Origin of the sequence: Sphingomonas metalli (assembly GCF_014641735.1) — a bacterium.
In the GTDB taxonomy this organism is placed as follows: domain Bacteria; phylum Pseudomonadota; class Alphaproteobacteria; order Sphingomonadales; family Sphingomonadaceae; genus Sphingomonas; species Sphingomonas metalli.
Genome location: NZ_BMIH01000001.1, coordinates 700,864 through 712,602 on the forward strand (window position 1 = coordinate 700,864; position 11,739 = coordinate 712,602).

10 protein-coding genes are annotated in these 11,739 nt (G+C 70.3%); 3 read left to right on the forward strand and 7 right to left on the reverse strand.

Translation table 11 applies throughout. The features are described 5' to 3' along the window. Positions 1 to 32 precede the first annotated feature (32 nt). Positions 33 to 860, reverse strand: a complete 828-nt coding sequence (dapD, locus tag IEX18_RS03630) for a 2,3,4,5-tetrahydropyridine-2,6-dicarboxylate N-succinyltransferase (protein ID WP_188657263.1) — start codon at positions 858 to 860, stop codon at positions 33 to 35. Then, on the reverse strand, positions 857 to 1,522 hold the full coding sequence (locus IEX18_RS03635; RefSeq protein ID WP_188657264.1) for a pyrimidine 5'-nucleotidase: 666 nt from the start codon (positions 1,520 to 1,522) through the stop codon (positions 857 to 859). The genes dapD and IEX18_RS03635 overlap by 4 nt, the downstream gene beginning before the upstream one ends. 117 nt (positions 1,523 to 1,639) lie before the next feature. Between IEX18_RS03635 and IEX18_RS03640 the strand changes: the two genes are divergently transcribed. Next, a complete protein-coding gene (locus tag IEX18_RS03640) occupies positions 1,640 to 3,967 on the forward strand; it encodes a S8 family peptidase (RefSeq protein ID WP_188657265.1) in 2,328 nt (775 codons plus the stop codon). A gap of 193 nt (positions 3,968 to 4,160) precedes the next feature. After that, positions 4,161 to 5,156, forward strand: a complete 996-nt coding sequence (locus IEX18_RS03645; protein ID WP_188657266.1) for an LLM class flavin-dependent oxidoreductase — start codon at positions 4,161 to 4,163, stop codon at positions 5,154 to 5,156. 163 nt (positions 5,157 to 5,319) lie between these two features. On the opposite strand, the gene IEX18_RS03650 is transcribed toward IEX18_RS03645, so the two are convergent. The 4 genes from IEX18_RS03650 to IEX18_RS03665 form a co-directional block, all read right to left on the reverse strand. Further along, positions 5,320 to 6,627, reverse strand: a complete 1,308-nt coding sequence (locus tag IEX18_RS03650) for a sensor histidine kinase (RefSeq protein WP_229664404.1) — start codon at positions 6,625 to 6,627, stop codon at positions 5,320 to 5,322. A 244-nt stretch (positions 6,628 to 6,871) separates the two neighbouring features. Beyond that, positions 6,872 to 7,537, reverse strand: coding sequence for a response regulator transcription factor (locus tag IEX18_RS03655; RefSeq protein ID WP_188657267.1), 666 nt, complete (start codon positions 7,535 to 7,537; stop codon positions 6,872 to 6,874). 90 nt (positions 7,538 to 7,627) lie between these two features. Continuing rightward, the gene (locus tag IEX18_RS03660) at positions 7,628 to 8,173 is read right to left on the reverse strand and encodes a PEPxxWA-CTERM sorting domain-containing protein (protein ID WP_188657268.1); all 546 of its coding nucleotides are present in this window, start codon (positions 8,171 to 8,173) and stop codon (positions 7,628 to 7,630) included. A 382-nt stretch (positions 8,174 to 8,555) separates the two neighbouring features. Continuing rightward, positions 8,556 to 8,861 (reverse strand): hypothetical protein, encoded by a 306-nt coding sequence (locus IEX18_RS03665; RefSeq protein WP_188657269.1) that lies wholly within the window; start codon positions 8,859 to 8,861, stop codon positions 8,556 to 8,558. 73 nt (positions 8,862 to 8,934) lie between these two features. Here IEX18_RS03665 and IEX18_RS03670 point away from each other — a divergent pair, with 73 nt between their 5' ends. Then, positions 8,935 to 10,713 carry an ABC-F family ATP-binding cassette domain-containing protein gene (locus IEX18_RS03670; protein WP_188657270.1) on the forward strand — a complete coding sequence of 593 codons (1,779 nt, stop codon included), beginning with the start codon at positions 8,935 to 8,937 and terminating at the stop codon, positions 10,711 to 10,713. 156 nt (positions 10,714 to 10,869) lie between these two features. Here IEX18_RS03670 and IEX18_RS03675 read toward each other — a convergent pair whose 3' ends face one another. Continuing rightward, positions 10,870 to 11,670, reverse strand: coding sequence for a DUF815 domain-containing protein (locus IEX18_RS03675; RefSeq protein WP_188657271.1), 801 nt, complete (start codon positions 11,668 to 11,670; stop codon positions 10,870 to 10,872). Positions 11,671 to 11,739 lie beyond the last annotated feature (69 nt).

Here is an 11,739-nt window from a genome sequence, read left to right on the forward strand (position 1 = left end):
GTCCCCCTCCCCACCTTGTGGGGAGGATCTATTCAATCCCGCAGCAGCTCGTTGATGCTGGTCTTCGACCGCGTCTGCGCGTCGACGCGTTTGACGATCACCGCGCAGTACAGCGCCGGCTTGCCCTCACCGCCGCCGGTCGAGCCCGGCACCACCACGCTGTAGGGCGGCACGTGCCCGCGGAAGACCTCGCCGGTCTCGCGATCGATGATCTTGGTCGACGCGCCCAGATACACGCCCATCGACAGCACCGCGCCCTCGCCGACGCGCACGCCCTCCGCCACCTCGGCCCGCGCACCGATGAACGCGCCGTCGCCGATGATGACCGGGTCCGCCTGCAACGGCTCCAGCACCCCGCCGATGCCGGCCCCGCCGGAGAGATGGACGTTCTTCCCGATCTGCGCGCAGCTGCCGACCGTCGCCCAGGTGTCGACCATCGTCCCCTCGCCGACATGGGCCCCGATATTGACGAAGCTCGGCATCAGGATCGCGCCCTTGCCGATGAACGCCCCGCGCCGCACGACGCTGCCCGGCACCGCGCGGAAGCCGGCGGCGCGGAACGCGTCCTCGCTCCAGCCGGCGAATTTGGACGGCACCTTGTCGAACCAGTGGCCGCCGCCCGGACCATTGTCGATCAGGGCATTGTCGTTGAGGCGGAAGGACAGCAGCACCGCCTTTTTCAGCCACTGGTTGACGCGCCAGCCCTCGCCGTCCGGCTCGGCCACCCGCGCCTCGCCGGCGTCGAGCAGCGCCAGCGCGCGGTCGACGGCGTCGCGCACCGCGCCTCGCGTATCGAAGGACAGGCTCGCCCGGTCTTCCCAGGCGGCATCGATGGTCGCGGCGAGGTCGGTGGTGGTCATACGGTCTCCCAGATCGATTCGAGCCACGGCGCAAGGTCGCGCACATGGAAATCCACATAGTCGCGGGTCGTGTCGGGATCCTGTTCGGACCCGTTGTCGACCCAGACGGTCGTCATGCCGATCGCCTTGGCGGGCTTCAGGTTGCGCGCCATGTCCTCGACGAACAGCGCCCGCATGGGGTCGATGCCGAAGGCGCGGCACAGCCCGTCATAGGCGGCGGGATGCGGCTTGGGCACCAGGTCCATCGCATGGATGTCGTGCACCGCCTCGAAGCTGCCGCCCAGCCCCAGCCGGTCGAGCACCTTCAGCGCATAGGGCTTGTCGCCATTGGTGAAGACCAGCTTGCGTCCCGGCAGCCGCGCGATCGCGGCGGCCAGCGGCGCATCCTCCTCCAGCACGTCCATCTCGATATCGTGGACATAGGCCAGGAACGCCTGCGGATCGACGTCATGCTCGGCCATCAGCCCCGCCAGCGTCGTGCCATGGCCGATGAAATAGGCCTTCTGCACCCGATGCGCCTCCTGCGCATCGACGCCCAGCAGGTCGGCGATATAGGCGGTCATCCGCGCATCGATTCGCGCGAACAGATTGGCCCGCGCCGGGTAGAGCGTGTTGTCCAGATCGAAGATCCAGGTGTCGATATGGGCCAGGCGCGCGATCATCGGCCGCGGGCTGTAGGATGCGGCGCGCGCACGGGCAACGGGGCTTGCGCAAGCCCGCTTGGGTCCGCGGCGATTTGACGCTAAACCCGGCCTAAAGGGTGGATGAGTAGCGCGTAGATGACAGCGGTTCCTTTCTCACGCACGCTGCTGCGCGGCGCGGCCTTCACCCTTCCGCTGATCCTCATGGCCTGCGGCGGCAGCGGCGGCGGCGGGGTCAACAGCACGCCCGTGCCCACGCCGACGCCCACCCCGCCCGCGGCCCAGATCCCGGAACCGGTCGCCACCCCGGCGCCCGCCCCCACCCCCGCGCCGACCCCCGCGCCGACGCCCTCGACAAACTACGACACCACCGAATATCGCGCGACGGTGGGCGCGGTGTCGATGAACGCGCTGGCCGCCTATAATCGCGGCGCGACCGGCAACGGCATCCGGATCGGCATCATCGACACCGGCATCGACCAGCAGAGCGAGGAGTTCACCGGCCGCGTCTCGTCCGCCTCGCAGGACGTGGCCGGCAATACCGGCTATGACGACGAGGACGGCCACGGCACCGCGGTCGCCTTCACCGCCGCCGGGCGGCGCAACGGCGCGGGAAGCCACGGCGTCGCCTTCGACGCTACGGTGATCGCCCTGCGCGCCGATCGTCCCGGCAGCTGCGCGACCGAGACCGCGAGCGACCCGGACAGCGGGTGCAAGTTCGGGTCCGACGCGATCGCCCGCGGCGTCGATGCCGCGCGCGTGGCCGGCGCGCGGGTGATCAACATGTCGCTCGGCGGCACCGCCATGCCGCTGCAGCTCCAGAACGCGATCGCCCGCGCCACCGCGGCGGGAATCGTGATCGTCATCTCGGCCGGCAACGACGCGGCCGAGAACCCCGACAGCTTCGCGGCAGTGGCGACCAATACCGCGGTCTCGCGCGGGCTGGTGGTGATCGCCGGCTCGGTCGGCAGCGGCGATGCGATCTCCTCGTTCAGCGACCGGGCGGGCAACGCCGCCGCCTACTTCCTGACGGCGGTCGGCGAGCGGGTGCGCGCGCCCGACGAGAACAACACGCCCTATCTCTGGTCGGGCACCTCCTTCGCGGCGCCGCAGATATCGGGCGCGGTGGCGCTGCTGGCGCAGGCCTTTCCCAACCTGTCGGGCGCGCAGATCGTCGACCTGCTCTTCCGAACCGCCCGCGATGCGGGCGCGGCGGGCGTCGACGGCGTCTACGGCAATGGCGTGCTCGACATCACCCGCGCCTTCCAGCCGGTCGGCACGATGCGCGCCGCGGGCAGCGATGCGACCATATCCGCGATCACCAACGCGACGCTGTCGGCGCCGATGGGCGATGCGCGCAGCAGCGGCCTCGGCGCCGTCATCCTCGATGGCTATGACCGCGCCTTCGCGATCGATCTCGCCACCACCATCGCCCGCGCCCGGCCGACGCCGATGCTGGCCGGCGCACTGCGCATGGGCGCGCGGCAGGTCGGCATGGCGACCGGCGACACCAGCGTCTCGGTCACTCTTGCCCCGCGAGACGGCCGGCTCGACACCGAACCGACCCGGCTCAGCATGGCGCAGGGCCAGGCCGCGCGGGCGATCGCCGGCATGGTGACCCAGCGGCTGGGCAGCAGCCTGTCCTTCGGCCTCGGCTTCGCGCAGGGCTCCGGCGCGCTCACGGCGCAGCTCGCCGGCCGCCGCGATCCCGCCTTCCTGATCGCCGATCCACGCGGCAACGGCTTCGTCTCCTCGGCCCGCGGCGCGGGCGCGATCCGGCAACAGTTCGGCGCGACGGGCGTAACGATGGCGGTCGAGGACGGCGCGATCCTGCACCGGATCGGCGACCCGCTCCGCCGCGACGCACGCTTCACCCGCATGGCGATGACGCTCGACCGCCGCATCGGCGCGCTCGGCCTGTGGCTGTCGGGCGAACGGCTGGCGGAGCAGGACACGGTGCTCGGCGCCAGCTTCGGCAGCGGCCTCGGCGCGGCGCGCGCGACCAGCTGGTTCGCGGTCGGCGAGGCGCGGCTCGATGCCGGCGATGGCTGGTCGCTCGGCGGCAGCTGGCGGCGCGGCTGGACGACGGCGCAGGTTCGCGCCGGCCTGAACGGCACCGGGCTGATCCGCACCAGCGCCTTCGCCGTCGATCTCGGCAAGGACGGGATCTTCGGCGGCGACGGTTTCGGTCTGCGCCTCGCCCAGCCGCTGCGCGTCGCCGCCGGCGGCCTCGACCTCGCCCTGCCGACGCTGTGGGACTATGATCGCCGCGCCGTCGCGCAGTGGACGACCCAGCGCCTCAACCTCGCACCCGACGGCCGCGAGCTGGATGTCGAGGCCCGCTATGCCCGCCCGCTCTGGCTGGGCACGGTCCAGACCAATCTCTACTGGCGGCGCGATCCCGGCAACGTCCAGGCGCTGCCGGACGATTACGGCATGGCCTTGAGGTGGTCGCTGGGCTTTTGAGGGCTCGGTTTCGATGCAACTTCTCCCCTCCCCTTCAGGGGAGGGCCGGGGGTGGGGCGCTTCCACAAGCGAGGCGTTGACGGACACGCCCCACCCCAACCCCTCCCCTGAAGGGGAGGGGCTCGACCGCCGACACCACCCCCAAGTTTTCCTTCACTGGCGCGTCCCCGGTCCCGCCCCCATCTCCGTTGGCATGACCCGTCTTTCCTTTCTCGATCTCGTCCCCGTGGTGGAGGGCGGCAGCGTCGCCCAGGCGCTGGCCCGCGCCGCGGACCTCGCCGCCCATGCGGAGCGGGTGGGCTTCTCCCGCTACTGGGTGGCCGAGCATCACGGCATGACCGGCATTGCCTCCGCCGCGACCGCGGTGGTGATCGCGCATGTCGCCGCCGCGACGCGCACGATCCGCGTCGGTGCGGGTGGCATCATGCTGCCCAACCACGCCCCGCTGGTGATCGCCGAGCAGTTCGGCACGCTCGACGCCCTGTATCCGGGCCGCGTCGACCTGGGCCTCGGCCGGGCGCCGGGCAGCGACCAGCGCGTCGCCCGCGCGCTGCGCCGCCTGCTCGACACCGATCCCAACGCCTTCCCGCAGGACGTGATGGAGCTGCAGTCCTATTTTGCGGGAGAGGCCGCCGGCGGCATCGTAGCGACGCCCGGCGCGGGCGCGAAGCCGGAGCTGTGGATCCTCGGCTCCAGCCTCTACGGCGCGCAGGTCGCTGCCGCGCTCGGTCTGCCCTATGCCTTCGCCTCGCATTTCGCGCCCGACGCGCTCGACCAGGCGCTCGACGTCTATCGTAGCCATTTCCGCCCATCGGCGGTGCTCGACAAGCCCTATGCCATGGCCGGCTTCAACGTCTTCGCCGCGGACACCGATGCGGAGGCGGAACTGCTCGCCTCCTCCCAGCAACAGTCGTTCGTCGCGCTGCGCACCGGCAATCCGCGCCAGCTCCCCCCGCCCGTGCCGGGCTACCGCGCCTCGCTCGGACCGCAGGGTGCCGCGATCCTCGACCATGTCCTGTCCTGCTCGGCGATCGGCAGCCCCGACACGGTGGCGCGCGGCATCGACGCCTTCGTCCGTCGCACGGGCGTCGACGAGGTCATGGTCACGAGCGCGATCTACGATCAGGAGGCGCGCAAGCGCAGCCTGACGCTGACGATGGAGGCGGTGCGCGCGCCGGTCGCCGCCTAGTCCACTCCCGTCATCCCGGCGTAGGCCGGGATCTGTCTCGATCGTGAGTAATTCATTCGCGAGAGGCCCCAGCCTGCGCTGGGGCGACGAACCGCGAGTGAACGGTCATCCCGACGCAGCCCCCAATGCTTCGCGATCGCAGGCCGGGCGCTTCTCCGCGGCTCTATCCCGCGACCGGCAGCCTCAGCCGCACCAGCAGCCCGCCGAGATCCTCGCTCTCCTCGAGCGACACCGTACCCTCGTAGATCTCCGCCACGTCGCGCACGATGGCGAGGCCCAGCCCGGTACCAGGCTTGCCGGTGTCGAGCCGCACCCCGCGGTCGAAGATCCGCACCCGATCGGCTTCCGGAATCCCGGTGCCGTCGTCCTCCACCATGATCTCGACGAAGCCGGCCTGCGACGAGACGGTGACGAAGACGCTGCCCCCGCCATATTTCGCCGCATTCTCGATCAGGTTGCCGAGCATCTCGTCGAGATCCTGCCGCTCGACATGGACCGACAGATCCTTGGGGCCGGTCACGTCGATGCGGACATGGCGATAGAGGCGGCCGACCGCACGCTCGACCGACTCGAGGCTCGGCCACACCTCCGCCCGGCTGTGCGCCGATCCGCGCCGCCCGACCGCCCGCGCGCGGGCGAGATGATGGTCGACCTGGCGCCGCATCGTCCGCGCCTCGCGGATCACCGTGTCGGCCAGATCGTCGGCCTGCGCGGTCGCCGCGTTCATGATCACGGTCAGCGGCGTCTTCAGCGCATGGGCGAGGTTGCCGGCGTGCCGTCGCGCCTCCTCCGCCTGCTTCTCGTTATGCTCGACCAGCGCGTTGAGCTCGTCCACCATCGGCCGCACCTCGTCGGGCATCGCGGTCGAGACGCGCGTCGACTGGCCCGCCCGCATCCGCGCGATCTCCGCCCGCACCCGGCGCAGCGGCCACAGGCCGTAGAAGGTCTGGAGCGCGGCCAGCGCGATCAGGCCGAGCGCGAGCAGCGCGAAGGAGCGGACGAGCGTCCGCCGCAGCACCGCGATCTGCCCGTCCAGCCCGTCGCGGCTCTGCGCGACCTGGAAGCGCCAGCGCACCGGCGATCCGGGCAGCCGCACGTCGCGCTCGACGATGCGCAGCTTCTCGCCGGGAAACTGGTTGCTGTCATAGGCATGGACCGCGCGGTCGGAATGGGCGGTGCCATAGGCGAGCCGCCGGTCCCAGAGCGAGCGCGACGGGAACGGCTCGCGGCCGGGCGCCGAGACCTGCCAGTAGAGGCCGGAATTGGGCTCGAGGAACTGCTGGTCGGCCGCCTCTCGGGTAAAGATCACCTCGCCCTCCGGCGCGATCTCGGCCGACAGGATCAGTGCCTTCATGACATATTCGAGCTGGTCGTCGAAGTTGCGCGTCACCGCGTCCTTCAGCACCTTGTCGAGCGCGAAGCCGCCGCCGAGGAGCAGCACCCCGATCCAGCCCGCCGCGATCAGGATCATGCGACGCGACAGCGATCCCGTCGAATGGCCCGACAGCCGATAGGCGCGTGTCTCCGTCACCACCCGGCCCAGCGCCCAGGCCAGCATCAGCCCGCCCGCCAGCATCAGGAACGAACCGGCCAGCCACACGCCCTGCATCGCCTGCACCCCGCCAAAGGCGAGCAGGGCCATACCCGCCAGCGCCACGAGGGCGCCGAAGCCGCGGCGGGTGACGGTCATCGCTGTGTCGGCCGCAGCCGCCCGTTCACGCCGCCGGATCCTCCAGGCTATAGCCCAGGCCGCGGATGGTGGTGATCACGTCCTGCCCCAGCTTCTTGCGGATGCGCGTCACGAACACCTCGATCGTGTTCGAATCCCGGTCGAAATCCTGGTCGTAGATATGTTCGATCAGCTCGGTGCGGCTCACCACCTTGCCCTTGTGGTGCAGAAGATAGCTGAGCAGCTTGTATTCCTGCGCGGTCAGCTTCACCGGCTCGCCCGCCTTGGTGACCTTGCCCGAGCGCGTGTCGAGCCGCACGTCCCCGGCGGTCAGCTCCGACGAGGCATTGCCGGAGGCGCGGCGGATCAGCGCGCGCAGCCGGGCGATCAGCTCCTCGGTCTGGAAGGGCTTGGCGACATAGTCGTCCGCGCCCGCGTCGAGCCCCGCCACCTTGTCCGACCAGCTGTCGCGCGCGGTCAGCACCAGCACGGGCGTGGTGCGGCCTTCCTTGCGCCAGCGGTCGAGCACGGTCAGCCCGTCCACCTCGGGCAGGCCCAGGTCGAGCACGATCGCGTCATAGCTTTCGGTGGAGCCGAGATAATGCCCCTCCTCGCCATCGGTGGCGAGATCGATGGCATAGCCCGCCCCCTCCAGCGTGTTGCGCAGCTGCTGGCCCAGATTGGGTTCGTCCTCGACGATCAGTACGCGCATGGTCTCTCCTCAAACCAACGAAAAACGGCCGGCATCCGCTACCACGGAGCCGGCCGGTACGGAAACGCCGCTGTCCCGCGGCTTAACGGATCAGGCGAAGGCCGCCGCGCGGCGACGGCGCATCGCTCCGCCGACCAGGCCGAAGCCCAGGATCAGGAGCGCCCAGGTCGCCGGCTCCGGCACGGCCGTCACCGTCACGTCGCCCGCGGTCGCGATCAGGTCGCCGACCGAGATGAAGTAGCCGACGTCCGCCAGCGACAGCACCAGCGGCGCGTTGCTGTTGGTCAGGCCGAGCGCGACTTCCAGCAGGGCGGCGCTGTCATCGAAAGTGACCAGCTGGTTGAGCGCCAGATCTCCGCCGACGGTGCCCAGCGATCCGTCCAGCGTGTAGGTCAGGACGCCGCCGACCGACACGGTGCCGGTTCCGCCGGTGATCCCGTACACCCGAAAGGCCTGACCGGTGTCGGCATCGACACCATCCACGCCGTCGTCGGTGAAGAACACGCCCGACCCTTCGAGCGTCTGGTTCGATCCCGTCGTGCCCGAGAAGGAGAAGCTGAAACTGGTCGCCGCCGACGCGACCTGAGCGGTCATCGCCATCGCCAGTGCCATCACGGCCGTTACGAGCTTGTTCATGTCATCCCCTTTTTACCCGTTCGCGCAGATGGTTAGCCGAAATCGTTACGCGAACAGCTTAATCGTGGATTAACAGGATTCGATCCCGCAGGAAACGCAAAAGCGCGAAAAATCCTTGTCCCGGAATGACTCAAAACCGGACGGCAACGACTCGGCACAGGAGCCGCAGCGTCGCTAGTTCCGCCGACATGGGAGAGATCGTCGCCCCAGCGCTGCCTGGGACATCGGGCGGTTCCAGCCCTGCGCCGTCATTGATAATTCCCGGCCCTCGCTGGGTTGACGACCGTTTCAGCTCAATATCAAGGGCCTTGCGCCAACGAGAGTCGCCGCAGCGGCGCAGGATCGTCGCGGCGCGTGGCGAGACCACGAACGGCGACGATCCCTACCGCCCCGTGCGCCCTACGATCTGGCCCGACCGGCCATCGACATCCACCCAGATGACATTGCCGTTGCGCAGGAATTTCAGGGTATAGATCCCGGTTTCCCCGTCGAAGTCCGATCCGAGATATTCGGCGCCGCCCATGTTCGGCACGATCCGCCGCTCGATGTCGCGCAGGCTCATCAGCTTGCCTTGGCGCCGACCGTCGAACGCCTGCATCTGGTCGTTGCGCCGCTGCGCCACGGCCTCGGCGGGACCCATCGCAGGGGCGGCGGCGGCAAGCAGCGCGAGGAGGGCGGGGCTCTTCATGGACAGACGCCGTAGCTAATGGGCTTTGAACCGGTTGTGAATGACGGCCGGGCCGCCTAGTTCCCGCCCTGTCATGGCCGCACCCATTTTATCCTATGAAGACCTCGGCCTCATCCAGGGCTCGGGCTGGCTGTTCCGCCACCTCGACATCCAGGTCGGGGCTCGCGACCGGCTGGCGCTGATCGGGCGCAACGGCGCGGGCAAGTCGACGCTGCTGCGGCTGCTCGCCGGCGCGGTCGAGCCCGACGAGGGGCGTCGCACCGTGGTGCCCGGCACCCGCGTGGTGATGCTGGAACAGGATCCGGACGTCTCGCGCTTCGCGACGCTGCTCGACTATGTCCTGTCCGGCAACGATGCCCCGGCCGCGCACGAGGCCGCGGCGATCGCCGACCAGCTCGGCATCGACCTGGCGCGCGAGGCGCAGTCGGCATCGGGCGGCGAGCGGCGGCGCGCCGCGATCGTCCGCGCGCTGGCGCTGGAGCCCGACGTGCTGCTGCTCGACGAGCCGACCAACCATCTTGACATCGCCGCGATCGACTGGCTGGAGCAGTGGCTGGGGCGCTATACGGGCGCGTTCGTGGTCATCAGCCACGACCGCACCTTCCTCACCCGTCTCACCCGACAGACCCTGTGGCTGGACCGCGGCACGGTGCGCCGCGCGGAGATCGGCTTCGGCGGCTTCGAGGCGTGGACCGAACAGGTCTATGCCGAGGAGGCGCGCAACGCCGAGCGGCTCGACGCCAAGCTGAAGATCGAGGAACACTGGCTCCAGCGCGGGGTCACCGGCCGCCGCCGCCGCAACCAGGGCCGGCTCGCCAAGCTCAAGGAGATGCGGGCCGAGCGCGCCGCGATGGAGGGGCCGCAGGGCACCGCCGCGCTGGCCATGGGGCATGAGGACGGCCGATCCAAGGTGGTGATCGACGCCGAGCATGTCAGCAAGGCCTATGGCGACCGCACGATCATCCGCGACCTCAGCCTGCGCGTCACGCGCGGCGACCGGATCGGCATCGTCGGCGCGAACGGCGCGGGCAAGACGACGCTGCTGCGGCTGCTCACCGGCGAGATCGCGCCCGATTCGGGCAGCATCCGGATCGCGAAGACGCTGGACGGCATCGTCATCGACCAGCAGCGCCGGTTGATGGCGCCCGACAAGCGGGTGCGCGACGTGCTGGCCGATGGTGGCGACTGGATCGAGGTGCTGGGCGTGCGCAAGCACATCCACGGCTATCTCAAGGAGTTCCTGTTCGATCCCGCCCTGGCGGAGGCGAAGGTCGGCACGCTGTCGGGCGGCGAGCGCTCGCGCCTGCTGCTCGCGCGCGAGTTCGCGCGGCCCTCGAACCTGATCGTGCTGGACGAGCCGACCAACGACCTCGATCTCGAGACGCTCGACCTGCTTCAGGAAGTGATCGCCGACTATAGCGGCACCGTCCTGATCGTCAGCCACGACCGCGACTTTCTCGACCGGACGGTGACGGTGACGCTGGGCCTCGACGGGTCGGGCACGATCGACGTCGTGGCCGGCGGCTATGAGGACTGGGAGCGCAAGCGCCGGCCGCGGTTCGAGGCGAAGAAGACCGCCAAGGCCCCCGCCACCCCCGCCCCGCCCCCCTCGCCGGCGCGCAAGCTCTCCTACAAGGACCAGCGCGACTACGACCTGCTCCCGAAGCGGATCGAGGAGATCGAGGCGGCGATCGCCCGCGACGAGGCGAAGCTCGCCGATCCCGACCTCTACACCCGCGATCCCGCGACCTTCGACAGGCTGATGAAGACGATCGAGGCGGCCCGGGCGGAGAAGGACGCAGCGGAGATGCGCTGGCTCGAACTCGCGGAACAGGTCGAGGCGTTGGGCTAGGCGGCACGTTTCCGGTCGCCTAGCCGCCCCTGAAGCCGGATGACGTGATCTTGATCCACCTCTGACCGTTCGCCCTGAGCGCGGTCGCAGGGCCTGAGACTCACCCCTGCTTCGGTTTCGCTCGGCACGAACGGGTCAATGTGAGGTCATCCAGCTCTAGACCGCCATTCCCGCCCGCCCGGCAACCTCCGTCACATATTGCCACGCCACCCGGCCCGACCGGCTGCCGCGCTGGGTCGCCCAGCGCACCGCCTCGTCGGGATCGAACGGCAGGCCGAGCGGCGACAGATAGCCGCGAACGATCGCCAGATACCCCTCCTGATCGAGCGCGTGGAAGCCGAGGCTCAACCCGAACCGGTCCGCCAGCGCCAGATGGTCGTCGACCGAGTCGCGCGGATTGATCGCGCTGTCCTGCTCGGCGATGTCGCGCGGCTGGAGGTGGCGACGATTGGCCGTGACCAGCAGGCGCACGTTCGCGGGCCGCGGCTCCGCCCCGCCTTCCAGCACCGACCGGAGCGCCCGTGCCTCGGCCGGGGCATCGACCCCCAGATCGTCGAGGAAGACGGCAAAGCCACGCCGCACCGGCGCCAGCGCGGTGAACAGCGCCGGCAGTTCGGCGAGCGCCGCCACCTCGACCAGCGCGAGGTCACCGCCCGTCGCCTGCACCGCCGCGACCGCGCTCTTCACCAGCGCCGACTTGCCCGTGCCCCGCGCGCCCCACAGCAGCACGTCGTGCGCGGCGTGGCCCTTGGCGAGGCGCGCCAGATTGTCGGTCAGCGCCGCCTTCTGCCGGTCGATCCCGACCAGCCGGTCGAGCGGCTGGGCGACGAAGCCGCGCGCCGCCGCCAGCGTCCCCGCGCTCCAGCGATAGGCGGGATGCGCCGACGGATCGGCGGCCGGGGCGGGCGGCGGCGACAGGCGTTCGAGCGCGGCGGCGATACGGTCGAGCGGGTCCATCGCCGCTCCATGAGCAAGCGCCGCGGACGGCGCAAGCGAGGACGCGGGTGAGGCGAAGCGGCTTGGTTC

What these genes read in the sequence shown, in the direction of transcription:
- dapD (WP_188657263.1), bottom strand. Translation starts at nt 860, where the DNA reads ATGACCACCACCGACCTCGCCGCGACCATCGATGCCGCCTGGGAAGAC.
- IEX18_RS03635 (WP_188657264.1), bottom strand. Translation starts at nt 1,522, where the DNA reads ATGATCGCGCGCCTGGCCCATATCGACACCTGGATCTTCGATCTGGAC.
- IEX18_RS03640 (WP_188657265.1), top strand. Translation starts at nt 1,640, where the DNA reads ATGACAGCGGTTCCTTTCTCACGCACGCTGCTGCGCGGCGCGGCCTTC.
- IEX18_RS03645 (WP_188657266.1), top strand. Translation starts at nt 4,161, where the DNA reads ATGACCCGTCTTTCCTTTCTCGATCTCGTCCCCGTGGTGGAGGGCGGC.
- IEX18_RS03650 (WP_229664404.1), bottom strand. Translation starts at nt 6,627, where the DNA reads ATGATCCTGATCGCGGCGGGCTGGATCGGGGTGCTGCTCCTCGGCGGC.
- IEX18_RS03655 (WP_188657267.1), bottom strand. Translation starts at nt 7,537, where the DNA reads ATGCGCGTACTGATCGTCGAGGACGAACCCAATCTGGGCCAGCAGCTG.
- IEX18_RS03660 (WP_188657268.1), bottom strand. Translation starts at nt 8,173, where the DNA reads ATGAACAAGCTCGTAACGGCCGTGATGGCACTGGCGATGGCGATGACC.
- IEX18_RS03665 (WP_188657269.1), bottom strand. Translation starts at nt 8,861, where the DNA reads ATGAAGAGCCCCGCCCTCCTCGCGCTGCTTGCCGCCGCCGCCCCTGCG.
- IEX18_RS03670 (WP_188657270.1), top strand. Translation starts at nt 8,935, where the DNA reads ATGGCCGCACCCATTTTATCCTATGAAGACCTCGGCCTCATCCAGGGC.
- IEX18_RS03675 (WP_188657271.1), bottom strand. Translation starts at nt 11,670, where the DNA reads ATGGACCCGCTCGACCGTATCGCCGCCGCGCTCGAACGCCTGTCGCCG.